Here is a 22,161-nt window from a genome sequence, read left to right as displayed (position 1 = left end):
CCAAGTCGGCGCCCATGCCGCCGAGTGCTTCAGACGTAGTTGTTGCGGATCAGGAAGCTGATGGCCTGCCCGAAGCCAGTGGGGCCGGGAAATTCCCGCGTCTTGCCGGTTGGCACGCCCTTGGCGTTCCTGACGTTGATGTAGGGGATGATCAGGCCATCCCGGCAAAGCTCGCCCACCAGGGGTTCGGCCGCCGCCTCTCGCATTTCGAGGCGTGAGAGGTAACGATCTTCGGCCTTCAGGCGCCGTAGATCACGGGCTTCGAATTGCATTTCGATGCGCTGATCGTGGTTCATGGCCGCTGTCACTCCTTCAATTGGAATCCGGCGGCGACAGAGCGCGGGCACTGTCGATCAGGTCGTGCAGGACTTCGACGGCGTAGCGCCCGCCTTCATCGGTCCAGCTTTGCAGGTGCTGGGGAGCCTCCGAGCAGGGCTCTCCATCCTTGGGAGTGCCAGCAACACGCTGGACGAAGGCGTCCTGACGCGTGGCTGCGGTCTGAGTCGCGAGGATCGCCTCGGCGGCTTACTCGAAGCCCGTGATGAAGTGCGCCACCACCGCAGGAGCAAGACCGCTGGCGTCGACGCGGATGTGTTTGCGCAGGATGGCGACGAGGGCGACCACGTCGGCTTCAGTGCTCATCGTCGCTCTCCATGATGCTGTTCCAACCGTCCTGCCAGGCCCAGAACGAGGTTTCATCCTCGTTGAGGTCGTAGGGATTGGCGGTTTCGTCGAGGCCGGCGAGCGCCGCGTCGGCGTGTGGGTCGCGAGGATCGGTCATCGCGTGCTCCTTGCGGTAGTTGAAAGTGACTGCGGTGTTGGGTTGGGCCGCTCAGGCGGCCCGCTCCAGCTTGTCGGACAGGGGGCCGAGGACTTCGGTCCAAATCGCCTCGCAAAGGCTATTGTCGCTGTAGTCGGACACCACGTCGTAGCCGTCGTTCCCATAGATCAGTCTGAACCAGCCGACTTTGCGGCCATCGTCGCTGCGGAGCATGATCGTGTCTTCGTCGGTCGTGAACAGCGCGGCCAGAATTGCAGATCTATCCTTCGACCGCTTCACCACCCAATCTTCTCCATCGTTGACGGACACTGCATACCCGCGCTGGAGCGCTGCGGTGACAAGAGCGGTGCACATGCGGCGCTCGGCCATGATGCGACGGGCGACAGCGGGGCTGTAGTTCCGATGGTCAGGATTCTTGGCGTTAGCGATGGCTTCGTCGAAGCCAGTTGGCGTCTTGGAGGACATTGTGAGCTCCTCAATCGTCATAGGTGGGCAGGTCCGCGAGGATCGCGGCGTCGCAGTCGAACAGGATGTATTCGCAGCCAAGTTCGCGTGCCTTCACGCAGCATGCCCAGACATCGTTCGGAATTTCGTCATCCGGCTCCTCGTGGGCATAGATGAAAAAGCCATAGGGCATCCGGCCGCCTGCGACAGGCCATTCACCGATCGCCGCAAGATCGAGGCGATCGCGAGTTTCATGGCTCAGATGCGCAATCGAGAGATCAAGAAACTGTCGGATTTGGCTGTTTGGCATTTTCATGTTCCGGCCTGCCTTAGAGTTCCAGAAACCTATTCCAACAAATATTGGCGGTCAATGGGTGTTCCAAAAAATTATTCCAAAAATATTTTTGAGCGTGGCTGTTCTCGTGCTATGAAAGGTTATGAGAAAGAAGCCGTCGGCCATGTATGGCTACGCCCGGGTTTCAACGGACGATCAGCGCTTGGATTTACAGCTAGACGCGCTGACGCGTTATGGCGTCGAGCGCGATCGCATATTTGCCGATGAGGCGGCGAGTGGTGCGAGCGTGGCTGGAAGGCCCGGCCTCAAGGCGGCCTTCAAAGCGCTCCGGCCTGGGGCCAAGCTGGTCGTGTGGAAAATTGATAGGCTTGGCCGCAATCTATCTGAATTGATCCAGACTGCGGATTTGGTGCGCCAGAAGGGCGCAGAATTAGTGTCGCTCACGGAAAGCATCGATACATCCAATGCCTTCGGAAAGGCGATGTACCACATGATCGGTGTGTTTGCTCAGCTTGAGAGAGACATGATCGTCGAGCGGACCAAAGCTGGGCTCGCGGCGGCCCGCGAGCGCGGGAAGTTGCCGGGTCGGCGCTCGCCGATGACGGCTGAGGTGCGCGCGGCGGTGGTGGAGCATATGCGGAATGGGCTGTCCTTCGCGCAGATCGCGCCGCTGGTCGGGGTGAGCAAATCGACGCTCTACAATTTCGGCGATGATCTCAGGGCTGAGCTGGCCGCCCTGGAGGCCGAGGACCTGCAGGGCGGAGAAGGAGAGGGCAATGGCTGAGCTGATGAGGAGCGCGAGGGGCGATGCGGGAGAGGCGAGCGGGGATCACCAGCGCGATGTCCGGCTGCTACCACTGCGGCGGCGCGGACGCGCGCTGGCACGGCAAGAACGCCCTGGCGCTGGCGGCGCGTCATCACGACAGCACCGGGCATACCACCTGGTGCGAGCAGGTCATGTCCGTCCGGTACGGGCCGGCTCTGGGCGACGACACGCAGCCGGCTGCTGAGCCGGTTCAACCAGTTTCCAACTGAGGAGCGAGGGCGATGACGGAAGGGCGCGATCTGATGGGAGAGCGGTTCAAGACGTATTCCGTCGCCGATTTCGTCGGGCAGTGCAGGATGCAGGCCCGCGACAATCTCGACCCGGAATATTCGGCCTTCATGTCGGCGCTGGCGTCGAAGATGGAGCAGTTGGAGAAGGCGACGCGCGGCGCGGGCCATGCGCTGCGCAGCTACCAGCATGGCAACGCCTCGACCGAACTCGCGGAGGCGGTCGCCAATGAATGCGAAATCGTGCTCGCGGTTTCCAAATAGGGAGCGCGACGATGGACGAGGCCGAGCAGTTTATCCGTGGGGTCCTGAGGACCCACTTTGGGCAAGAGGTGGAGGACGCCGCCCTCCACGTCGCCGCCGGGAAGCTCCGGGCGGCCGTAGCCGTGCCCGCCCGCCGGCGGCGGGGGAAGCCCGCCCAGATGAAAGGGCGGGCATGAACGGAATCAGAGATCCGCTCGCGCGGCGTCGCACGGCCACGGGCTATGCGGCCCTGGTCGGCATTCTGGCGCTGTGCGAGTTGACGGCGGAGCGCGTCCTTTCGCCGGCATGGGGCGGGCCCGTGGCCCGCCTGGCCGGCGAGGCGCTGCCGGTCTTCGGGCTTCTGGGCGCGCTCGCGCTGTTGCTCTCGCGGGTGGCCGCTGCCGGCCCGCTGCGTGTTCTTCGCCAGGTGCGCCGGGGGATGGGCTGGCTGCCCGACTATGGGCATCATCCCGGCACGGGCCTGCTCATCGCCCTCATCGGCGCTGGCGCTGTGGCTGGAGCGCGCGGCGGTGGCTGGGAGGGGGCGATCGCCGGCGCGGGCGCGATGCTGGTGCTCCTGGGGGCGATCTACGCCTGGGGCGCCTATGACCGTGCGGAGGGCCAGGATCGGCGCCGCCAAGCGGGCCAAGAGCACTCCAACTGAGGAGCGAGAGATGACGACGAAGGTTCTGTGCCCCGACGAGATCGAGCACGCGCGCTGGATGCGCGATGTGCTGGACCATTGGGCGGATGAGGAGGACGCGCGGGCGTGCTCCTGTCCCGATGCGGACATCCAGGTGCATCGCGAGCGAGAAGGCGCCTATCGCGACGGCGCTGCCCGCCTTCGGAAGATGTTGGACGCTGCAGCGTCCAACTAGGGAGGAAATATGGCTATTAACCTATCGAACTCAGTTGAACGATGGAAGGAGCCGCCTTGGCGGCATTTGCGTTCTTTGACCCTAACCACCGCAATGGGTGCGACAGTCGATGTTGAGATTGGAACACCCGGCGATGGGCGGGTGGTCGTGAAAGCATCCGTCACGAACGCAGCTGGTGTCTTGCATCGTGGAATTCTCGATCCAGTCCTTCCCATTGTCCGTGACCCGGAGCCGCAGAACCGTTCAGCCGTAGTGGACGCTGCCGTGAATGCCGGCGCGACGCACTTTGGTGCCTTAGGAGCGGTCCGGCTCGCATTTCGTGTCGACGCTGTGGAAGCGCTCGCGGCGGCGCGAATGGAAGCCAACCAGAAGGCCAAGGAAATACGGGAGGAGCACGAGGCGGCTCGCCGCGAATATCTTCGTTCGAAATGCGAAGTACGCCGAGTTCTCTGCTGGTCGACAGCGTATGCCGAATTTCATTTGACAGAGGCGGCAATGACGCCGAGTGGGCCTCTGGGAATGCCCGGTGGTGTCCATATAAAGATTGACCCCTGGTGCCCGTCGCTCGAGACGGTGCAGTCGCGCGGCGGGCGGACTGACGGCTCATTTCCGGGCCACAACAATATCATCTATAACATTTCAGATGGTGATTGGGACCTGTTGCTCAAAGAGACGAAGGATAGGGCGGAGGCCAGCCGTGAGAAAGAACTCGGGGAGGTCAAGTCGCTCCGAGAGATCGAAGTGCCGGCGGCGGCCGTGGAAGCCTATACCCGATGGGGAGGGAATTCGGAGCGCGCTTGGGAGGCCGAAGACGAAGCGGCAGCTGCGCTGATCAGTCTCTACGCCCCTGCTATCGAGATGCAGGGGTTGGGCGTCGGAGGTGGCTTGGACGGGCCCCGCGTCGAGTTTAACGGAGACGTGGGGGACGATGAGGAGGAGGTTTTCGGCGTAGATCGGCCTGGAATGTGATCCTGGCGGCGGAACGCGGAACAAGAGGCGCTCGCTGCCGATCGTGTGCGGGAGATCTAGCCGATGAGCGCAAGGGGCGACCATCCCGCGGCTTAACCTGGAGATGAAGGGGGCCGCCACCCTCGATGGGGCCGGTCCGTCCAATGGGCTGGAAGGGCCGTCCAACTGAGGAGCGACGACATGGAGTTGGCTTACACCCCGGAGATCGTCGCCGCGGCCCTGCGGGTGGCGCGGATCTTCGACCCGTGCGAACGTTCCGGCTGAGGACGATGGGGGCCGCGGCCGCGACAGATCATTCCAACTGAGGAGCGAGACATGAGGCAGGGCGGTGATCGCAAGGGCACGGTGGTGGCGAAGAATCCGCAGCGTGGAATGGTGGCCCTGGATACCGAAGATGATGGCTATACCATCATCGAGCTGCTCGTGGATTGGGATCTGGAGATGGGGGACGTTCTGACCTGGCAGAACGGTTACGGCCTCGGATTGGAAACCTATGTCAATGTGACCAAGGGGACGCGCGCCCAGGTCTACGTCCAAAATCACGGCGTGTCGCGGGAGGCCGTGAGGCAGCAGCTCTTGTTCTGATCGTGTGAACGTCGGCTTCCAACTGAGGAGTGGTCATGAGCGAGATGGATGAGGCAGAGGTTCCATACGAGCATCTGCATGGCCGGGCCGGCGGTTTCTCCAAGGGCGGATTTCATCTTGCCAGGGACGGGCACTTGACGCTGTCGGTTGGGTGGGAGGGTGCCAAGCCGGCGTTTCGCATTGAGCGCCTGATCCTGGACCCGATAGGCCCCACGCTCTTCCTGGTCGGTAGCGACTGGGCGGGGCCGGTGGGCCTGGAGGCGGTGAACGTCCCCTGCGAGGTCCATCATTATGCGAAGGGACGCACCGCGACCATTAAGGAAACCGTCGGCGGCGTCACCACCAGCTACCAGGTCAGCTTCGGTAAAGTCGCTGGCTCATTGGACGAGTGCTAGGCGATGTCGCGCCGGCTACGTTTAATTTCCAACTGAGGAGGAGATCATGGGGAACATGAGCTGGGTCATGCCGATGCTGGCGGCGGCGCTGGTCGCCCTGGGCGGTCGCGGGGCGCTGCTGCTCTGGTCGAGCCCCGAGGGCGCGTTCCTGCGCAGCCTATACCGGGAGAGGGCATTCGCCGCGGCGCTCTACAGGGCGCATGCGCGGTCCAACTGAGGAGTGGTGGTGAGCGCGCCGCCCGCCAAAACCTGTGAGGCTTGATGTCGACGATCGCTGCGATGGTGAAGGAACTTCGCGAGGCCCTCGCCAGTGCGATCGCTGAAGCGAAGGCATATGATGTGCCCGCTTTATGCGTCCGCCTTCGTCTTGCTGACGGAGGTGAAGACGAGGCTTTCGGCAGCAAGTACAAATATGCGCACAAGCGCCTTATGGCGCTTTCTCCAGGGGAACTCGCGGCGGCAGCGCGTCTATACGCCGATGAGCACGAGCACTTTTTTGTTTCTGAGCAGCTGGCAAAGCTTGATGAAGTAAGTGGACCAGAAATCACGTCCCTCACGAGAAGGCGGATTTTAGCCATCTTTCAGGATGTGCCGGTGGCATTAGATATTGATGAAATTGAATTGCTTCGAAGACTCTGGCCCATCAACTCCATGCCAGCGCCATCCTCGCGAGAAGATCGAACGATGGAGGAGTACCTCACGCGCCAAGCGTTCCAGTGTGACCGGATTGAACCGGCGCATCTCGAAGCAATTGGTCTGTTAAAGTGTTCCCGTGCTCTTTTTTGCAGGTTTCTCGAAGCTGTCACGTCTCCTGAGGCGCGGACAGGATCTCCTCAAGCCGAGACCGCAGGCAGGATCGATGAGCTTCTACGACATGATGGCTTTACCCTTCTTCAGGCTGGGCGGATCTCTGGATGCCCCATTTACCGGGTTCTTCCGCTTCCTGTAGGCACTCCGGCCGATGAGAGCATATCAGCCGCGCTAGCCGCATTCGATCCAACCCAAGTCCATGCGCGATGGACGGCCGCAATGGCAAGGCGAGGCACTGAACCGGCCGGCGCCATCACTCTCGCGCGAACGCTTCTTGAGGACGTGTGCAAATGGATTCTCGACCAAGCCGGTAGCACATGGCAAGAGACCGATGACCTTCCCGTGCTCTATCGCAAATTGTCGAAGGTGCTCAAACTAGCCCCCGACGATCATACAGAGCAGATTTTCAAGCAGATCCTCGGGAGCTGCCAATCTGTCGTGGAGTCGCTAGGCGCTCTGCGCAACAAGCTGAGTGATGCTCACAGCCCGGGACCTAAGCGGGCTCGTCCCCAGCCTCGTCACGCAGAGCTGGCGGTCAATCTCGCCGGTGCCATGGCGACCTTTTTAGTGGCAACTTGGGAGGCGCGGCAGGCAGAAAGCGAAGCCTCGGCCTCCAACTGAGGAGCAGATCATGGTGACGGAGGAGCGCGATCTAACGGGTGAGCGGTTCAAGGCCTATTCTGTCGCCGATTTCGTCGGGCAGTGCAGGATGCAGGCCCGCGACAACCTGGATCCGGAATATTCGGCCTTCATGTCGGCGCTGGCGGCCAAGCTGGAGCAGTTGGAGAAGGCGACGCGCGGGGCCGGTCATGCGCTGCGCAGCTACCAATATGGCAACGCCTCGACCGAGCTCGCGGAGGCCTGCGCCACGGAATGCGAGGCCGCGCTCGCGGTTTCCAACTGAGGAGCAAGGACGATGATCAGGCTGCCGCTGAGGAGCGGGACCGAAGCGGAGCAAGGCGTGGCGCGACTAGCTGGCGCGGTCGAGGACAAGAAGCGTGTGTTGGACGCCTTGAAGGGCAATCTGCGCCACGGCGGCTTGGACAATCTCGATCAGGCCCAGCGCATCGACATCACCTACACGTCGAACGCCCTGGAGGGGAACACGCTCACCGCCGGTGAAACCGCGCTGGTGATTGAGAAGGGTATCACCGTCAGCGGGAAGCCGCTGAAGGATCATCTCGAGGCCGTGGATCACGCCCGCGCGCTGGAATGGGTCGTCGAGATCGGCTCTCAGCGTGCTGAGCCTCTCCGGGAGGCAGATATCCGGAACCTTCATCAGTTGGTGGTTGCCCAGTCCAAGCCTGACATTGCGGGCCGCTATGCTGACGTGGCGCGGTATGTGAACACGGACGCCGGTGTGCACCACTTTCCGTCTCCGATGGAGGTGCCCGCGCTGATGCACGCATTCGCGACATGGCTCCAGCACGCCGGGAACACGCCGTCCGTCGCCTTCGAGGCGCACCGGCGGCTGGTCGGCATCCACCCGTTCAATGACGGGAATGGCCGCACCGCCCGGCTGCTGATGAACCTGGTGCTGGTCCGGGGAGGCTATGCGCCGATCGCGGTGCGGCCTGAGGACCGGCCGGCCTATATCGGTGCGCTTGAAGCCGGGCAAGCAGGCCAGGGGTTTGCCGGCTTCGACGGGCTGATGTTCCAGCGTCTCGACGAGACTCTGGACCGCTACATCACCGCGGCGAGGGAAGCCGGGGCAACGCCCACCCTTCCGGCGCGCGCGTGCGAAGAGGACGAGCCGGAGGACGATGGCGGCGGCTTTGCGCCTCCGTCATCGTTCGGGCCGTCCATTTAAGGAGGGGACGATGCACGGGGGCGGGGATCGGGCGGCGTGGCGCCGGGCGGCCAGCGGCCCCCTGCGTGTCCTGCGCCAGATGCGCCGGGGGATGGGCTGGCTGCCCGATTATGGGCGTCACCCCGGCACGGGCCTGCTGGTCGCCCTCACCGGCGCCGGCGCCCTGGCCGGCGCGCGGGGCGGCTGGGAGGGGGCGCTGGCGGGCGCGGCCCTGGTCCTGCTGCCCATGGGCGCTCTCTACGCTTGGGGCGCCTGTGATCGCGCCCATGGGCAGGACCGGAGAGACCGAAAGGGTGTCGAGGCGGATTCCAACTGAGGAGCGGGACGGATGGCGCGGAAGACGATCGCCGAAACAGCGCGGGAGGTCCTCGCGGAAGAGGGGCTTTGCGCGGTCTCCTGGGGCGACGGGATCCTCGGCGCCATCGCAACGCGGGCGGGCATGGCGTCGGGCCATCCGCTCGCGGTCATGGAAAGAGTCCTGGCAGCGCTCGGCCGCGCGCCGGATCTCTTCGAACCGGGACGGCTACAGGGGCACGACAGAAGCGGGCGGCTGCGCACCGTGCGAACGTTCCGGCTGAGGACGATGGGGGCCGCGGCCGCGACAGATCATTCCACCTGAGGAGGGAGACGATGGAGAAGAACGGAGATCAGGGCCGGCATCTCTCAGAAGATGACGAGCGCATGATCGACATGATGTTCGAGGAGCCGCCGTCGGCGAGCTGGGGAGAACCCACAATGGACCAGCTTGACGCCCGGCTGCGCGAGGCACTGGACGCCAGCGGCGTAGAGCCCGCCGACCAGTCGTCCATCCTGCATTCGCTGGATGCGGAAGCATCGATCGAACGGACCATCTATCGTTTGCCTGACGGAGCTTTCCGCGACGACGGATCCCTGCTCTCGTGCATCATGTACTGGGACGAGTGCGGCGCTTATGTCGGCCAAGAGCAGATGAACGTGATTGATGACGCGCCGCCGGTGTTCTTCTTCAAAGCAACCGGAAACCAGGCAGGGGAATATGGGTTGACGCGGGAGGAAATGGAGGGGGCAAGGGAGTGGACACCCTGCCTGACCGGGCGTGGGAGGTGATTGACGCCGTGCATGCGCGCCTTCCGCGCGATGCGACCGACGAGGAGCGGGACATGAGCGTTGCAGGTGCTGGTGCGGTGACGCGTGCGCGTTCCCTGGCGGAGCAGCTGCATGCCGGGCAGGTGGACAAGGCGGGCGCCCCCTATGTGGGCCACCTGGAGCGCGTGGCAGGTCTCCTCGCGGCCTGGTGGCCGGAGCCGGCCGAGGCCGAGCTCGAGGCGGCCTGGCTGCACGACGCCCTGGAGGACACCGGCGCCACGGCGGAGAGCCTGCTGGCGGCCGGGGTGTCGCCGGCGGCGGTGGAGATGGTCTGCGCCGTGACGCGGCCGGCGGGCACGGCCTACCTGGCCTGGATCGGCGACCTGGCGCGCACGGCACCGCTGGGGGCGCTGCGGGTCAAGCTGGCGGACAATGCGGACAATTCCGATCCAGCCCGTGTCGCGCGCCTTCCGGACGGCGCGCGACGGGTGGCGGAGCGCTACGCGCCGGCCCGCGCCCTGCTGCTCGAGGGCTACATGCGGCGGCGCTTCGAGGGGCAGCCCGGCGGCGCGATGGAGCGGATGCGCGTCATGCTCGACACGCCGCCGTCTGAGGTTTCCAATTCGGGCCGGACTTGACCTGGCTGCGCCTCGTCGCCCTCGCAACGGCCGTGGCAGGTGTGACCGTGGCCTCCGCGAGCGCACTGGGCGGCCGGGCCCGGCGATAGGCGCTCCTGATCACGCTTGTCGCGTGGCTATTTCGCGGTTCGGGCCCGTCTGCGCATGTAGTCGTCGAGCAGGGTCTCGATGAGGTTGGTGACGGTGCGGCGCTCGGCGGCCGCCACGGCCTCCGCCCGCGCCTTCAGGTCCGGGTCGATGCGCAGGTTCAAGGTGGCGGTCTTCCGCCGCTTGTCGCTCTTCCCGCTCGCCTTCTCGGTCATAATGTAACGCCACCGGCTTGACAACAATGCCCCGCATCGTATCGTCGGCGGCGATACGATGCAATGGGGCGTCGGGCGTTCGGAATAGCGCCGGCTGCCGAAACCGAGAGGGGAAGAGAATGATCCTGGTCCCGATGACCAATGACGAATTCGATGTGATCCTGGCGGCCTTGGCAAGGGCGGCGTCCGCCGAAAGCGATACGCGTATGGTCTCCCTCGGCAATGCCCTCGAAGGCCGCGCGCGGCGCGGGGACGAACTGCGCGACGCGGTGGCCTTCGTCGATTGGGTGAAAAGCGCGCCGGAGGCGGAGAGGGTCGCTGTCGGCACCGACCATTGGGACCGGCTGGAAGTCGCAGCCCGCCGTGCCGTTCACCTGAGCGACGCATCGTGAAGTTCAACCTGGTCTCGCTGATGCGAGCCGGGGCGGAAGCCCTCGTTGAAGGCGGCGATAAGGGCGGCCAGTCCGAAAGAGACGAATGACGGCCCTGTTATGGAGTGGACGATGTCGCGATCATGGACAAGGCCGAGCGAGAAGGAGCATGCCGCGCTCGTCGAGGGCTATTCCCGGTTGGAAGAGGGGCAGGTCAATGAATGCGGCCGGCGCAAGCCGAGCTGCATCCTGCGGCAGAACGATCTTGAGGCCCTCATCTATGTCCCGCGCTGGTGGCGTCTTGATGTCGATGATCCGTTCCGGCAGCGGACCGGGTATCTGCACGTGCTGAGGGACGGCATGTCCGTCCTGCGGTGTGATGCCGAAGCGCTACAGAGGGCCCCGGAGGCGCTACCCGACGCGGACGCGTTTGTCGAATATTGCGACGGCTGGTCATCTCTCGAAAGTCGCATGGCAAATGTTCTCTGCGCGGGTCTCCGCGCGGGTGAGCTGAAATGGATGTCCCCACCTTGGGATTATGGTTCCGTGGTTCATCTCCATTCCATCGTCCGTGCTCCAGGCGCGCGCCCCATTGCATGGAAGGGGCTCCTGGATGACTTCGTCCGGAAGCTCGCGGGCGACGCCACCTCCATGCAGATCCTGAAGGCATTCCCCCTTGAGTATGAGGGCGATGCGAACCGCATCAAAGCCGAGGCGGCGCGCTTCGAGCGTCGACGCTCGGCGTTGATGCGCCTCTATGAGCGCATGGGCTTCCGGGCGTGCCCTGAAGCCTGGAGCGGGGCGGATGAGGATGTCGGGTGGATGTGGCGCGCCTCGGGGCGGATGCCAGCTCTGGTTCGATAATGTAACGCCGGTGGCTTGACGTGACTGGCTTGTGCTGTATCGTCATTGGCGATACGTTTCAGGGGCAGGATGACGATGACGGCCGCCGACGAATTCTACAAAAACGCGATTGCCCTTCGTGGCCGGATCGTTGCCGGTCGGAGCAATGAGCGGCCGGTGCAGGCATGGGCCGCCGTGGCCCGCGAATGCGCCAAGGCGAGCGATGCGATGCGCCGGGAACTCGGCAACCGGGTTCACGGTCGCGCGCAGCAGGCATGGTTCAATAACCTCGACAAGCTCTGGTGGGCGGCCAAGGCTCAGGTCGAGACCCTGGCGAGGGTCGGATGAGGTCATGGTCGCCGCGAGGGGAACGGGAGCAATAGGATGAAATCGAATGAGCCCGGGATGCTTGCCGGCATCCCGGATATCGACAGGTTCGCTGATCAAGTTCGCTCCGCGGGCCAACATCTCATCGGCTTCGCCGGGCCGGAGAACTATCATGACACATTTCTCGGCGGCCTTAACGAGCCGGCGCCCGGCGCCGCGGCGGAAGTGTCCTTCGGCGGGGGCGACGAGCAGTTCGTGATGAACATCCGGCGGCTCGAGGCCGCCGCGCCCGAAGGTGGCGGGCCGGCTTCCTGGGGCGATCCCGGCATGGACGGGCTGGAGGCCCGGCTGCGGGCGGTGCTGGCGGCGAGCGGCGTCGCGCCGGCGGACCAGTCGTCCGTCCTGCATGCCCTGGCGTCCGGCGCAGATCGCGCGGCCGTCGCCGGTGATGCGGGTTCCAGCTGAGGAGCGTGAAAATTGACGATGAAAATGGGACAAATCCGGTGGCGCGCGGTGGTGCATTATCGCACGGACGCGGGAGTGCTGGATGTGGAACACTTCCTGGAGGAGCTGGGCGACATCCATGACCGGGTCGAGGCCGGCCCCCATTGGGATACGATCGAGCGCATCGAAATCTTGAGGCATGGCGTGGGAACCCTACCCGGCCTGACCGTCGAGGCGGCGGAGAAGTTGTAGGGGCTTTCCAACTGAGGAGCGGATCAGAACGTATCCTCGATCCGGTCGTTCCATGGACAATCCCGAACCCGCGATCCACGATAAGGCGGCCGCGAAAGGTGCGCGGAAGAGCCGGGAGAACGATGATGGTGGTCAGGATGCCGAAGAATAAGGACGACGTGCGGGAAGCCTGCGGCGCCGGCGACCAGCGTGATGAGCTTCCGATTGTCGCTGGCTCATCACCAGCTCAGCAGATCGACGCCAGGGCGACCTCGAATGCGCCGGCTGCTGCTCGCATTCGCGGCGATGTCATAACCGCGATCTTGAACAACTTGCGCGCTCAGATAGAGTCGATAGAGGCATCTTACACCCCTGTCTTCAGTATAAAAACTCCAAGTTCTGTAATGGATAATTTCAGATTTACATGCAGGGTAATGACGGAGCTGGAGAATTTGAGGGGTGGCAACACTCTTGATATTACAATGGGCATTGACGAGGTTTACTATTCTCCAGAAGAAGACGAAAATTGGTATCCAACGTGCGGATATGTATCGGAATTTGAGCGGGCGGAGATGTCATATAAAAACATGATTGGAAATCTTGAAGAACACCTTCTGGCTCTCAAAGATGTGGGGATAGAAGTGGTGACCGGTTTCATCTCCGCAGATCCGCCAGAGATGGACGGCCCCGATGAGGAGGTTGAGGTGCGATGGTCGCCCTCGCCGTCATTCTGACCTCTGCTGTTTAAGGCCGGTTCCCGGCGCCGTTGGCACCGTGCGGAATGCAGGGCGTGGTGGGAGGAGCACTAGGATCAGCAAAAGATCCAGTCCTCCATCCGTTCCAACTGAGGAGCGAGAGATGTTGCAGTTTGAAATCTGGGGTCTCGATAACACGCGATCGGATTGGGACTGCGGCGAACCGCGTTTCCGGGAGAGTTTCGGGGATCTTGTCGCTGCTCGCGCCGCATTGTCCGATTGGCAGTCCGGCGGACGCGCGGCTTGGGTCGTGGATGTGGTCACTGGCAAGCGCGTCCCCAACGACGGCTCCAACTAAGGAGCGAGGACGATGATCAGGCTACCGCCGAGGAGCGGGACCGAAGCGGAGGTGGCACGACGGGCTGACGCGCTCGAGGAAAAGAAGCGCGTGCTGGACGCCTTGAAGGGCGCTCTGCGCCACGGCGGCTTGGACAATCTCGATCACGCCCAGCGCATCGACATCACCTACACTTCGAACGCCCTGGAGGGGAACACGCTTACCGCCGGTGAAACCGCGCTGGTGATCGAGAAGGGCATCACCGTCAGCGGGAAGCCGCTGAAGGATCATCTCGAGGCCGTGGATCACGCCCGCGCCTTGGAATGGGTGGTTGAGATTGGCTCTCAGCGTGCGGAGCCGCTCCGTGAGGCCGATATCCGGAACCTTCATCAACTGGTGGTCGCCCAGTCGAAGCCCGAGATCGCGGGCCGCTACGCCGATGCCGCGCGCTATGTGAACACGGACGCTGGTGTGTACCACTTTCCGTCTCCGATGGAGGTACCCGCCCTGATGCACGCATTCGCAACTTGGCTCCAGCACGCCGGGAACACGCCGCCGGCGGCCTTCGAGGCGCATCGGCGGCTGGTCGGCATCCATCCGTTCAATGACGGGAATGGCCGCACGGCCCGGCTGCTGATGAACCTGGTGCTGGTCCGGGGAGGCTATCCGCCTATCGCGGTGCGGCCCGAGGACCGGCCGGCCTATATCGGTGCCCTGGAAGCCGGGCAAGCGGGCCGGGGATTTGCCGACTTCGACGGGCTGATGTTCCAGCGTCTCGAGGAGACGCTGGAACGCTACATCACGGCGGCGCGGGAAGCCGGGGCAACGCCGGCTCTTCCGGCCCGCGCGTGCGAAGATGACGAGCCGGAGAACGACGGCGGCGGTTTCGCTCCCCCGTCGTCGTTCGGGCCTTCCATGTGAGGAGCGGATCGTGAGCTACGAGCTGGGATATGCGACGGCCAGGGCGGAAGCTCGGGACTGGCCGGCGCCAAGGATCCGGAACTGTCTCCGCCGCCGCTGGGAGCGGCTGGAGACGCTGTGCCGCTATGAGGCGGGGCGGCGGGATTGGCTGGAGGATGAGGCGGGCAAGGTGGACGCGCTGACGGATCTCCTGGCTGCCGCCAGCGCCGAGATCCCCGCCGTCGCGGCAAGCGGTTCCAACTGAGGAGTGCAAAGATGGCGATCGCACTTCGCTCGAAGAGGTTAAGGCGGAGATGACGAAGCGCGGTGCTCCGCGCCTCCGCGCCATACTCGACGAGACGCAGGGTGTGATCGTAGCGCTTGAAGGTTCGCATCGGATCGCGGCTGCCCTGGATCTCGGGCTTGTGCCCACCATGTAGCTTGTCGATGAAGACGAGAAGTAGGTCAAAGATGGTGATCAAGATGTCGCGCCAGAAGTCCGCTGATCTCTTCGAAGCTCTCGGCTTCAGTTGGGACAGGGAAGCAATTCCCAACATTCCGACGTTCTCGACGGATCGTGTGCTTTTCCGCTTTCGGCGGATGCTGCCCGAGTTTGTCTGGGATGCGGCTGTGCTTGAGGGCAACCCCTTCACATTCCCGGAAGTGAAGACGGTGCTCGACGGGATTACAGTTGGCGGCCGGAAGCTGTCGGACCAGGACCAGATCGTCAATTTGGCAGAGAGCGCCAAACGGCTGGTGGATATGGTGCGCACCGGCGCATTTCGTTTGAACAAGGCGACGTTTGTGGAGCTTCACGCTCTCGTTGCCCGGGACGAAGCTCTGGAGTGGGGCCATTTTCGTGGCGAGGGCCAGGAGCATCACTTCACGCCCGCAGTGGCTCTAGGGGAAGCCGGCAGGTTCCTTCCTCGTCCCACAGTGCCTGGGGCGCCGGAGTTGAATGCTGCATTCGCCTCGGGGGTGGAGGCCCTTCAGGCGGAGGTGGCGAACCCGTTTGAGCGAGGACTTGCCTTTTCGTTGTTCGGAGCACGCGAGCAGTTTTTCTTCGACGGCAATAAGAGAACATCCCGGCTCATGATGAACGGTGTTCTGATGACCGCAGGCATGGATGCGCTGAGTATACCGGCGGCGCGCGCTCAGGAGTTCAATGAAAAGATGGTGCGTTTCTATGTCGGAAGAAATGCCGACGAGATGATGACGTTCCTCGTCTCGTGCCACCCGAGCCAGGAACGCGTTCTAACCACCGAAATGGAGCGCGACGTTGGAGAGACGGTCGAGGATGCACCGCCGCCACGTCCGTGGGGCGGGCCGAGTCCAAGTTGAGCGGGAAAACGTCCATTTGAGGAGGGAGAGGATGATCAGGTTGCCGAAGCCGAAGGAGGAGGAAGGTGCTCCCGCCCCTCAACGACCGGAGATCGAGCGCGTCACCGCCGGCGACACATCGCGGCACCAGCCCACGATAGAGTACATCGTAACGATCAACGATGTAGACCCGGCCTACCTCGAAGAGGTCAAGGCGGAGATGAAGACGCGCGGCGCTCCGCTTCTCCGGGCAATCCTCGATGAGACGCAGGGCGTGATCGTAGCGCTTGAAGGTTCGCATCGGATCGCGGCTGCCCTGGATCTCGGGCTTGTGCCCACCATGCAGCTTGTCGATGAGGAGGACCAGCTTTCGTGCCAGGAACTCGGCTACGACGACTGCGGCTGGTTCGGTGGCGAGCCGGCGCGCGCCATCGAGATCAGGGATCGTATCGCCGCGCCGAATGGCACCTATGCGGGCTGCGTATTCCGCAAAGTCGATGCGGGCGCAATTACCTTGGCAGGCCCTGGCGACGAACTGGGCGGCAATGACCGGTCTTCAGGCTACATCTGCGGGCCGTCTCCCTTCTGAAGGAGGTTCCAATGGGCTATTCTGCAGAGCAGATCGGCGACATCGATGTCGGGCCGTTCTCATCCCGCACTAAAGATCGTGTTGCGCTTGTTCTCATTCAGCACGGGCGGGAGCCTGGTCATGACGAAAGGCAGGTCACCTTGATTGCTCCGTGTGGATGGCCTGCTGGGCGCCGTCGCACACTTGAGCTTATTTCTCGTGGGGTCGATGTCGTGGACATTCGCTTTGTGATCGTGCCCGAGGACTACGTTGGAGACGGGCGCGGCGCTGGCGACGGAGCACACTTGAAGCCGTGCCGTGAGATGCTCTGGTGGACCGCGGGCGATGAGAGGAGAGCCATCGGCTCGGGCGCATCTCTCGAGGAGTATGCGGGGCAGATTCTCGCGAGGTCCTATCCCAAGCCCGCCCGCCTGCGGTCGAGCTTTAGCAACGACGATCCTTCTAAGTAAGGAGCGAGATGTGGGCGAGATAGTGGAGATGCGTCCCGGCCAGACGTCGGAGACGATCCTGGAGTTCGTCCGGCGGAAGGAGGTGGCCACCACCCGCGAGGTCGCCTACCGGTTCGCGCTCGGCATGGTCCGGGCCGCGCACGAGCTTGCGGCTCTTCGCCGGTCGGGCGATCTGGTGTCCGCTCCCGCGAAGGACCGCGAGAGCCTCAACGGAGCCGTGCGCATGAACGAATGGCGCCTCGCGGCAAAGCCGCCCGCGCCTCTCCACTTAAGGAGCGGGGCATGATCAGGTTGCCGAAGGTGGCGAAGGGGCCGACGCTGATGCTTGACCAACGAGACCCGGTGGTGGTGGCGGATACCGGTCCTCTCCTGAGGCTGGCCGCGGCCCATCTTCTGGACGCGGTGCGGCTGACCAACCGGCAGATCGTCATCGTCGACATGGTCGAGATGGAAGCGTGCCACCGTCATCCGGACAAGCCCTATGCGCGGGAGATCCTGGACTGGATCGAGCGCTCCGGTGAGGCGGTGCGGCGGGTCGAGACGGTGGAGGGCATCGCCTACAGCGCGCTGCTCGGCCGCGAGCGGACGCCGGAGACCATGGTGAAGCTCAAGCGGCTCCAGCGCGACGGCGGCGAGCGCGCGGTCCGCGACTTCGTCGAGGAGCTGGCGCCGACCGATGTGCGCTCGGTGCTGGTGCTGCACGAGGACCTGCAGGTGCCGCGGCTCCTGCAGGCCTCCAAGGTGCCGCTGCAGCTGGTCACCACCAAGCTGTTCCTTCAGGAGCTGGCCCGGCAGGGCATGAACGTGGACGTGGAGGCGGCCGTCAGGGCGATCCGCGAGGTTCCCTTCACCCTGGCCGAGGCCCAGGAGACCAGGCTACGCCCCTACGACGAGCCGGACGACGACGGGGAATTTTCGCCCCCATCGGGCCCGGGTTCGACCGGGCCCGGGTCGTCCATGTAAGGAGCTAGACATGAGGTCTGGTGGCGAGCGCAAGGGCACGGTGGTGGCGAAGAATCCGCAACGTGGAATGGTGGCCCTGGATACGCCGGATGATGGCTATACCATCATCGAGCTGCTCACGGATTGGAATCTGGAGGTGGGGGACGTTCTGACCTGGCAGAACGGCTACGGCCTGGGGGCGGAAATCTACGTCAATGTGACCAGGGGCACGCGTGCCGAGGTCTATGTCCAAAACCACGGCGTGTCGCGGAACGCCGTGAGGCAGCAGCTCTTGTTTTGATCGTGTGGACGACGGTTCCCAACTGAGGAGCGCGCGATGATCGGGGATCTGGCGGCGTGGCGTCGGGCCGCCATGGGATATGCGGCGCTGATCGGCGTGCTCTCGCTGTGCGCGCTGGCAGCCGAGCGGGCCCCAGCGCCGGGGTGGGTCGCGCACCTGACGGGGCTCTTGGGCGGGGCGCTTCCGGTCTTCGGCCTGATGGGCGCGGTTGTCCTCTTGCTTTCGCCCGCCGGCGCCGGTGGCGCCCTGCGCATCCTGCGCCAGGTGAACCGGGGGATGGGCTGGCTGCCCGACTATGGGCGTCACCCCGGCACGGGCCTGCTGGTCGCCCTCACCGGCGCCGGCGCCCTGGCCGGCGCGCGGGGCGGCTGGGAGGGGGCGCTGGCGGGCGCGGCCCTGGTCCTGCTGCCCATGGGCGCTCTCTACGCTTGGGGCGCCTGTGATCGCGCCCATGGGCAGGACCGGAGAGACCGAAAGGGTGTCGAGGCGGATTCCAACTGAGGAGCGGGACGGATGGCGCGGAAGACGATCGCCGAAACAGCGCGGGAGGTCCTCGCGGAAGAGGGGCTTTGCGCGGTCTCCTGGGGCGACGGGATCCTCGGCGCCATCGCAACGCGGGCGGGCATGGCGTCGGGCCATCCGCTCAAGGCCATGGAGAAGGTCCTGGCGGCTCTCGGCCGGGCGCCGGACCTGTTCGAGCCGGGCCGACTGCGCGGCCACGACAGGAGCGGCCGGCCGCGCATCGTGCGGACGTTCCGGCTGAGGGTTGGGGCCGGCCATGGGGCGTGACCGACATGTGGCGAGCGCGCGCGCGATGCGTGAGCGCCAAGCACTTCTGGATGCCTTTTACATGGATCTGGGGCTATGCTGCGCGGGCTGTGACTGGTGGCGCAGCCTCAGGCAGCCATGCAGGCGAATGCACGCGGAGTGCGCCGGTCTCCGAGCAGGAGCGGACCGCCGTGCTGGGCATCGCGGCGTGCAGCCTCGATCTGGGGGCGGGGCATGTGCTGACCCAGCGTGATCATGTTTGCGGCGAGTTTCGGGACCAGTTCGACTGGTCGAGCCTGCCGCCCGCCTATCTCCGGCGGATTGGGCAGCCCAAGCGAGGGCCAGGCGGCGGTTGACGTTTGAAAGGATGATCCTTACAGTAAGGAGTATCCTTTCAAGCGGACTGAGCATGATCACGAGCAAGATCACATCCAAGGCCCAAACGACTATCCCTCAGGCTGTGCGGGCGGCTCTTCATCTGCGCGAGGGCGACGCGATCGCCTACCGCATCGAGGAGGGGCGCGTGGTCCTCACCAAGGCCGAGCCGGTGCCGGCGGACGATCCATTCGCCACGTTCGGCGAGTGGGACAGCGAAGCGGATCGCAAGGCCTATGCCCAGCTTTGAGAGGGGCGCGGTGGTCCGCGTTCCTTTCCCGTATACGGACAGGCACACCCGGCAGCACCGGCCGGCTCTCGTCGTCTCCGATGGCGCCGTGGGCGAGGACGGGGCGCTGCTCTGGGTGGTGATGATCACCAGCGCTGAGAACCGGCCATGGCCGGGAGATGTGCCGTTTGGGGAGGCATACCGGGGGGCCGGCCTGCCGGCGCCGTCCGTGATCCGTCCGTGCAAGATCGCCACCATCGAGGCCCGCCACGCCGAGGTGCTGGGTGCAGTGCGGCCGACCCTGCTGCGGAAGGTCGAGGCCGAGGTCCGCCGGCTGCTTGGACACGCCGGAGCAGGAACGTGACGCCGGCGGGCCGCATGCACGCGGCGGCGGTCGCATCCTCCGAGGCTTCCGGCGGCGGTCGCCCGGCAGGGCCGGCGGCCGACGTCTCACCGCAGGAGGCCGTGGCGAGGCTGGGAGGGCCCACCCCTGTTTCGGGGGGTGGTGACACCTATTTGCTTGTGATGTTTTTGATTTCGCGGATGAGGCTTTGGATGTCGGCTGCGCGGTTTTGGGCTTGTGTGAGCTGGGCTTGGGCGATGGGGATGATGCGGTTGTATACGCCTGCGGGGGGGTCGCATCGTCCCTTGTCCCAGTCGTCGATGGTTGATTTTCGGATACCGGTGTCGCGGCTGAGTGGGCCCATCCATGTTTCGCCATAGATGGCGCGGCCGATGCGGGAGATGAGGCGCGGGGCCGGATCGTCGGACATGTGGTTGCTTTCGAATTGGCAGGGGCGCCCGGGTGGGCGCCCCTTTTTTATGGTCAAGCGGCTCGGGGCGCACCACCGGTGGCGAGAGCGAAGGTGATGCGGGAGAGGGCGTAGATGAGTGCGGGGACGACGATGCCGAGACCGGCGGCGGCGTACATTGCGGGGCTGCCGGGGATCGCGGCAGCGGCGAAGGCGAGGGCGTTGAGGGCGGCGCTGATGGCGAGGGTTCCGACGATTGCGGGCGCGGCGTAGCGGGCGACGGATCGGCGGACGGCCTCGGTTGCGGCGCAGAGCTGGCTCATTTCGAGGGCGACGAAGCCGAGGTCGATGCCGGCGGCCATGGCCCAGCGTTCCCAGGAGCCGGCGCCGGTGACGAGTCCGATACCGTGGGCCAGGTGGGAGAGGGAGAGGGCGACGAGGATCATGGTGACGGCGCCGGTTGCGGCGGCCGCGCCGTGCTGGCGCTTGAGGCGGGCGGCTGTGGAGCGCGTGGGGGCGGCGGTCGTCTTGGCGGTGTTGCGGGCGCGGACTTTGAGGGTGGTGACGTTGGAGGCCATGGTCAGGAGTTCCTGTTCCGTTGGCGGGGCAGGACATCCTGCCCCCGGCATCTTCACATTAGATATATTACTCTCTTCGTGTCAAGTGTTAATTTTGAATTATATTCAATTCATGTCTAGAAGTTCTCATTTTACGGCTGCGATTTTTGTATTTTTGATGATTGTTTGTTTTTTTCCTTTCCATGTTTTGTGCTGTTTGACGGTTCCGGAGATTGTGAATCGGTCCCCGGGGCTGCAGGGTGTGGCGGTGAAGGCGACGAGTTGGTGTCCGTCGTCGGTTGCGAGGGTGACGGCACATGCGGTGGTGCGGCCCTTGCTGCGGAAGCGTGGCTTGAGGGGCGTGATGCTGGCGACGGTTGCGGTTGTGGCGATGCGGTCGCCGACGGCGCCGAGGTGTTGGGAGGGGCCGGCGTCTTGGTGTTCGGCGACGGCGCGCTCGAGGCTGGCGGCCTGGGCGGGTGAGAGGGAAGCGGTGCGCTCGATGGTGTTGAGGATGCGGTCGGCATAGGGGCTGGCGGTGCGGATGGCCCTGGCGGCCTCCAGGATGGGGCCGTGTGTGTCCTCGAGGGCTTGGAGGCTTCGGGCGCGCTCGGCGTCCTGGCGGGCGCGCTTTTCGGCGAGAGCGGCATTGAGGCGTGTGATCTCGTCGGGTGTGTAGAGGGCGACCTTTTCGGCGCGTCCTGAGATGCCCTCGCCGTCGCATGCGATGCAGACGGGATCGGGGGTCCATGAGGTGCGCCCTGAGCCACCGCAGAGCGGGCATGCGAGGTCGATGGCGCAATATGGCTTGCCCTTGTCGTCGAAGCGGACGGCTGTGGGCGGGCATTCGCCTTTCCGGGTGAGGTATGTGATTTCGGACATGGGAGCCTCCCTGGCGGGCCCGTGGGCGGTCGCCTGCGGCCATGGTGGTGGCGCAATGATGGGGTTGATGGCGCGCCGATCGTGGAGCCGGCGGCCTGTGTGAGGTTTTCCGCGAAGGCCTTGGCTTGGTTTTGTCAGAAAGCGTCGATCCAGTCCCAGAGGGGAGAGCGGAAGAAGGCTCGGAGTCGGTTCCAGATGGCGCGGACGAAGGGTGCGAGGATGGTGAGCATGAGGGTGTCTCCGGAGCGGTGATGGAGCTTCAGGGGGCAGATGTCTCGCCGGCGTTTTGGATGGCCTCGCGGGCGATGTCGGCGACGGAGCTGATCCAGATGTCCTGCTCTTCGCCGGTGTAGGGGGTCCATTTGGCTCCGGGGTCGGCCTGGTCGCACTCGGCGCCGGCGGGATCGAGCCAGCGGCCGGAGGCCTCGGAGCCCGTGAGGATGGCGCGCAGGGCCTCGAGGAGAGGCGCCCTGGTGTTGATGGCATTTGCTGCGCAGACGGCGTGGGCCTTGTCCTCAGGGGTGTTGCCGAGGGTGCGCAGGAGGATGGCGCCGTTTTCGTCGCAGAGGACGAAGGTGGCG

44 protein-coding genes are annotated in these 22,161 nt (G+C 64.6%); 35 read left to right on the top strand and 9 right to left on the bottom strand.

Annotated features, from left to right (window positions below):
* Window positions 1-29: 29 nt before the first annotated feature.
* The 4 genes from L0966_RS19255 to L0966_RS19240 form a co-directional block, all read right to left on the bottom strand.
* Complete coding sequence (locus L0966_RS19255) at window positions 30-296, bottom strand: hypothetical protein (RefSeq protein ID WP_234053662.1); 267 nt, start codon at window positions 294-296, stop codon at window positions 30-32.
* 335 nt (window positions 297-631) lie between these two features.
* The gene (locus L0966_RS19250; RefSeq protein ID WP_234053661.1) at window positions 632-781 is read right to left on the bottom strand and encodes a hypothetical protein; all 150 of its coding nucleotides are present in this window, start codon (window positions 779-781) and stop codon (window positions 632-634) included.
* Window positions 782-832: 51 nt separating this feature from the next.
* Window positions 833-1,246: a hypothetical protein gene (locus L0966_RS19245; protein ID WP_234053660.1), complete on the bottom strand. Its 414-nt coding sequence runs from the start codon at window positions 1,244-1,246 to the stop codon at window positions 833-835.
* 10 nt (window positions 1,247-1,256) lie between these two features.
* Window positions 1,257-1,541: a hypothetical protein gene (locus L0966_RS19240; RefSeq protein ID WP_234053659.1), complete on the bottom strand. Its 285-nt coding sequence runs from the start codon at window positions 1,539-1,541 to the stop codon at window positions 1,257-1,259.
* A 142-nt stretch (window positions 1,542-1,683) separates the two neighbouring features.
* Here L0966_RS19240 and L0966_RS19235 point away from each other — a divergent pair, with 142 nt between their 5' ends.
* The 16 genes from L0966_RS19235 (at window position 1,684) to L0966_RS19160 (ending at window position 9,966) form a co-directional block, all read left to right on the top strand.
* A complete protein-coding gene (locus L0966_RS19235; RefSeq protein WP_234053658.1) occupies window positions 1,684-2,304 on the top strand; it encodes a recombinase family protein in 621 nt (206 codons plus the stop codon).
* Between the two features lie 23 nt (window positions 2,305-2,327).
* A complete protein-coding gene (locus L0966_RS19230) occupies window positions 2,328-2,555 on the top strand; it encodes a hypothetical protein (RefSeq protein ID WP_234053657.1) in 228 nt (75 codons plus the stop codon).
* A 12-nt stretch (window positions 2,556-2,567) separates the two neighbouring features.
* Complete coding sequence (locus L0966_RS19225) at window positions 2,568-2,837, top strand: hypothetical protein (RefSeq protein ID WP_234053656.1); 270 nt, start codon at window positions 2,568-2,570, stop codon at window positions 2,835-2,837.
* A 172-nt stretch (window positions 2,838-3,009) separates the two neighbouring features.
* Window positions 3,010-3,480 carry a hypothetical protein gene (locus tag L0966_RS19220; RefSeq protein ID WP_234053655.1) on the top strand — a complete coding sequence of 157 codons (471 nt, stop codon included), beginning with the start codon at window positions 3,010-3,012 and terminating at the stop codon, window positions 3,478-3,480.
* 10 nt (window positions 3,481-3,490) lie between these two features.
* Complete coding sequence (locus tag L0966_RS19215) at window positions 3,491-3,694, top strand: hypothetical protein (RefSeq protein ID WP_234053654.1); 204 nt, start codon at window positions 3,491-3,493, stop codon at window positions 3,692-3,694.
* Window positions 3,695-3,703: 9 nt separating this feature from the next.
* Entirely contained in the window at window positions 3,704-4,663 is a 960-nt protein-coding gene (locus L0966_RS19210) for a hypothetical protein (RefSeq protein WP_234053653.1), read from the top strand.
* A gap of 315 nt (window positions 4,664-4,978) precedes the next feature.
* Window positions 4,979-5,248 carry a hypothetical protein gene (locus L0966_RS19205; protein ID WP_234053652.1) on the top strand — a complete coding sequence of 90 codons (270 nt, stop codon included), beginning with the start codon at window positions 4,979-4,981 and terminating at the stop codon, window positions 5,246-5,248.
* A gap of 35 nt (window positions 5,249-5,283) precedes the next feature.
* The gene (locus tag L0966_RS19200) at window positions 5,284-5,643 is read left to right on the top strand and encodes a hypothetical protein (protein ID WP_234053651.1); all 360 of its coding nucleotides are present in this window, start codon (window positions 5,284-5,286) and stop codon (window positions 5,641-5,643) included.
* A gap of 46 nt (window positions 5,644-5,689) precedes the next feature.
* On the top strand, window positions 5,690-5,860 hold the full coding sequence (locus L0966_RS19195; RefSeq protein ID WP_234053650.1) for a hypothetical protein: 171 nt from the start codon (window positions 5,690-5,692) through the stop codon (window positions 5,858-5,860).
* Between the two features lie 44 nt (window positions 5,861-5,904).
* Window positions 5,905-7,074, top strand: coding sequence for an abortive infection family protein (locus L0966_RS19190; RefSeq protein WP_234053649.1), 1,170 nt, complete (start codon window positions 5,905-5,907; stop codon window positions 7,072-7,074).
* A 10-nt stretch (window positions 7,075-7,084) separates the two neighbouring features.
* A complete protein-coding gene (locus L0966_RS19185; RefSeq protein ID WP_234053648.1) occupies window positions 7,085-7,357 on the top strand; it encodes a hypothetical protein in 273 nt (90 codons plus the stop codon).
* Between the two features lie 12 nt (window positions 7,358-7,369).
* Complete coding sequence (locus L0966_RS19180) at window positions 7,370-8,263, top strand: Fic family protein (RefSeq protein WP_234053647.1); 894 nt, start codon at window positions 7,370-7,372, stop codon at window positions 8,261-8,263.
* Between the two features lie 10 nt (window positions 8,264-8,273).
* Complete coding sequence (locus L0966_RS19175; protein WP_234053646.1) at window positions 8,274-8,579, top strand: hypothetical protein; 306 nt, start codon at window positions 8,274-8,276, stop codon at window positions 8,577-8,579.
* 12 nt (window positions 8,580-8,591) lie between these two features.
* A complete protein-coding gene (locus tag L0966_RS19170; RefSeq protein WP_234053645.1) occupies window positions 8,592-8,882 on the top strand; it encodes a hypothetical protein in 291 nt (96 codons plus the stop codon).
* An 11-nt stretch (window positions 8,883-8,893) separates the two neighbouring features.
* Window positions 8,894-9,349: a hypothetical protein gene (locus tag L0966_RS19165; RefSeq protein WP_234053644.1), complete on the top strand. Its 456-nt coding sequence runs from the start codon at window positions 8,894-8,896 to the stop codon at window positions 9,347-9,349.
* Window positions 9,350-9,402: 53 nt separating this feature from the next.
* Window positions 9,403-9,966, top strand: a complete 564-nt coding sequence (locus tag L0966_RS19160) for an HD domain-containing protein (protein ID WP_234053643.1) — start codon at window positions 9,403-9,405, stop codon at window positions 9,964-9,966.
* A gap of 116 nt (window positions 9,967-10,082) precedes the next feature.
* Here the strand turns inward: L0966_RS19160 and L0966_RS19155 are convergent, their stop codons facing one another.
* Complete coding sequence (locus tag L0966_RS19155; protein WP_234053642.1) at window positions 10,083-10,268, bottom strand: toxin-antitoxin system HicB family antitoxin; 186 nt, start codon at window positions 10,266-10,268, stop codon at window positions 10,083-10,085.
* 119 nt (window positions 10,269-10,387) lie between these two features.
* On the opposite strand from L0966_RS19155, the gene L0966_RS19150 reads away from it, so the two are divergent.
* From L0966_RS19150 to L0966_RS19060, 19 genes are all read left to right on the top strand, one after another.
* Window positions 10,388-10,660: a hypothetical protein gene (locus L0966_RS19150; RefSeq protein ID WP_234053641.1), complete on the top strand. Its 273-nt coding sequence runs from the start codon at window positions 10,388-10,390 to the stop codon at window positions 10,658-10,660.
* 99 nt (window positions 10,661-10,759) lie between these two features.
* Window positions 10,760-11,503: a hypothetical protein gene (locus tag L0966_RS19145; RefSeq protein WP_234053640.1), complete on the top strand. Its 744-nt coding sequence runs from the start codon at window positions 10,760-10,762 to the stop codon at window positions 11,501-11,503.
* A gap of 75 nt (window positions 11,504-11,578) precedes the next feature.
* Complete coding sequence (locus tag L0966_RS19140; protein WP_234053639.1) at window positions 11,579-11,830, top strand: hypothetical protein; 252 nt, start codon at window positions 11,579-11,581, stop codon at window positions 11,828-11,830.
* 57 nt (window positions 11,831-11,887) lie between these two features.
* Window positions 11,888-12,274 (top strand): hypothetical protein, encoded by a 387-nt coding sequence (locus L0966_RS19135; RefSeq protein ID WP_234053638.1) that lies wholly within the window; start codon window positions 11,888-11,890, stop codon window positions 12,272-12,274.
* 18 nt (window positions 12,275-12,292) lie between these two features.
* The gene (locus tag L0966_RS19130) at window positions 12,293-12,505 is read left to right on the top strand and encodes a hypothetical protein (RefSeq protein WP_234053637.1); all 213 of its coding nucleotides are present in this window, start codon (window positions 12,293-12,295) and stop codon (window positions 12,503-12,505) included.
* A 137-nt stretch (window positions 12,506-12,642) separates the two neighbouring features.
* The gene (locus L0966_RS19125) at window positions 12,643-13,218 is read left to right on the top strand and encodes a hypothetical protein (RefSeq protein ID WP_234053636.1); all 576 of its coding nucleotides are present in this window, start codon (window positions 12,643-12,645) and stop codon (window positions 13,216-13,218) included.
* Between the two features lie 124 nt (window positions 13,219-13,342).
* Complete coding sequence (locus L0966_RS19120; RefSeq protein ID WP_234053635.1) at window positions 13,343-13,537, top strand: hypothetical protein; 195 nt, start codon at window positions 13,343-13,345, stop codon at window positions 13,535-13,537.
* Window positions 13,538-13,549: 12 nt separating this feature from the next.
* Window positions 13,550-14,437, top strand: a complete 888-nt coding sequence (locus tag L0966_RS19115; RefSeq protein ID WP_234053634.1) for a Fic family protein — start codon at window positions 13,550-13,552, stop codon at window positions 14,435-14,437.
* A 10-nt stretch (window positions 14,438-14,447) separates the two neighbouring features.
* Window positions 14,448-14,681: a hypothetical protein gene (locus L0966_RS19110; protein ID WP_234053633.1), complete on the top strand. Its 234-nt coding sequence runs from the start codon at window positions 14,448-14,450 to the stop codon at window positions 14,679-14,681.
* A gap of 206 nt (window positions 14,682-14,887) precedes the next feature.
* Window positions 14,888-15,757 carry a Fic family protein gene (locus L0966_RS19105; protein ID WP_234053632.1) on the top strand — a complete coding sequence of 290 codons (870 nt, stop codon included), beginning with the start codon at window positions 14,888-14,890 and terminating at the stop codon, window positions 15,755-15,757.
* 31 nt (window positions 15,758-15,788) lie between these two features.
* Entirely contained in the window at window positions 15,789-16,325 is a 537-nt protein-coding gene (locus tag L0966_RS19100; RefSeq protein WP_234053631.1) for a hypothetical protein, read from the top strand.
* Window positions 16,326-16,336: 11 nt separating this feature from the next.
* Window positions 16,337-16,774 carry a hypothetical protein gene (locus tag L0966_RS19095; protein ID WP_234053630.1) on the top strand — a complete coding sequence of 146 codons (438 nt, stop codon included), beginning with the start codon at window positions 16,337-16,339 and terminating at the stop codon, window positions 16,772-16,774.
* 10 nt (window positions 16,775-16,784) lie between these two features.
* The gene (locus L0966_RS19090) at window positions 16,785-17,060 is read left to right on the top strand and encodes a hypothetical protein (protein ID WP_234053629.1); all 276 of its coding nucleotides are present in this window, start codon (window positions 16,785-16,787) and stop codon (window positions 17,058-17,060) included.
* The gene (locus tag L0966_RS19085; protein ID WP_234053628.1) at window positions 17,057-17,737 is read left to right on the top strand and encodes a hypothetical protein; all 681 of its coding nucleotides are present in this window, start codon (window positions 17,057-17,059) and stop codon (window positions 17,735-17,737) included. Before L0966_RS19090 ends, L0966_RS19085 begins: the two co-directional genes overlap by 4 nt.
* Before the next feature lie 10 nt (window positions 17,738-17,747).
* Window positions 17,748-18,017, top strand: a complete 270-nt coding sequence (locus L0966_RS19080; protein ID WP_234053627.1) for a hypothetical protein — start codon at window positions 17,748-17,750, stop codon at window positions 18,015-18,017.
* A gap of 36 nt (window positions 18,018-18,053) precedes the next feature.
* Complete coding sequence (locus L0966_RS19075; RefSeq protein ID WP_234053626.1) at window positions 18,054-18,518, top strand: hypothetical protein; 465 nt, start codon at window positions 18,054-18,056, stop codon at window positions 18,516-18,518.
* 12 nt (window positions 18,519-18,530) lie between these two features.
* Window positions 18,531-18,806, top strand: a complete 276-nt coding sequence (locus L0966_RS19070) for a hypothetical protein (RefSeq protein WP_234053625.1) — start codon at window positions 18,531-18,533, stop codon at window positions 18,804-18,806.
* Window positions 18,807-19,194: 388 nt separating this feature from the next.
* Window positions 19,195-19,410, top strand: a complete 216-nt coding sequence (locus L0966_RS19065; protein ID WP_234053624.1) for a type II toxin-antitoxin system PrlF family antitoxin — start codon at window positions 19,195-19,197, stop codon at window positions 19,408-19,410.
* Between the two features lie 10 nt (window positions 19,411-19,420).
* Entirely contained in the window at window positions 19,421-19,753 is a 333-nt protein-coding gene (locus tag L0966_RS19060; RefSeq protein WP_234053623.1) for a type II toxin-antitoxin system PemK/MazF family toxin, read from the top strand.
* 148 nt (window positions 19,754-19,901) lie between these two features.
* Here the strand turns inward: L0966_RS19060 and L0966_RS19055 are convergent, their stop codons facing one another.
* The 4 genes from L0966_RS19055 to L0966_RS19040 form a co-directional block, all read right to left on the bottom strand.
* On the bottom strand, window positions 19,902-20,162 hold the full coding sequence (locus L0966_RS19055) for a hypothetical protein (protein WP_234053622.1): 261 nt from the start codon (window positions 20,160-20,162) through the stop codon (window positions 19,902-19,904).
* Between the two features lie 53 nt (window positions 20,163-20,215).
* The gene (locus L0966_RS19050) at window positions 20,216-20,719 is read right to left on the bottom strand and encodes a hypothetical protein (RefSeq protein WP_234053621.1); all 504 of its coding nucleotides are present in this window, start codon (window positions 20,717-20,719) and stop codon (window positions 20,216-20,218) included.
* 126 nt (window positions 20,720-20,845) lie between these two features.
* Window positions 20,846-21,580 carry a nodulation protein NolB gene (locus L0966_RS19045; RefSeq protein WP_234053620.1) on the bottom strand — a complete coding sequence of 245 codons (735 nt, stop codon included), beginning with the start codon at window positions 21,578-21,580 and terminating at the stop codon, window positions 20,846-20,848.
* Between the two features lie 259 nt (window positions 21,581-21,839).
* On the bottom strand, window positions 21,840-22,161 hold a 322-nt coding region (locus tag L0966_RS19040; RefSeq protein WP_234053619.1), incomplete at its 5' end, for a hypothetical protein.

Source organism: Xanthobacter sp. NM-59 (assembly GCF_021401125.1).
GTDB lineage: Bacteria > Pseudomonadota > Alphaproteobacteria > Rhizobiales > Xanthobacteraceae > Xanthobacter.
The sequence above is the reverse complement of the archived record's forward strand: the minus strand, read 5'-3'. Positions and strand labels throughout refer to the sequence as shown.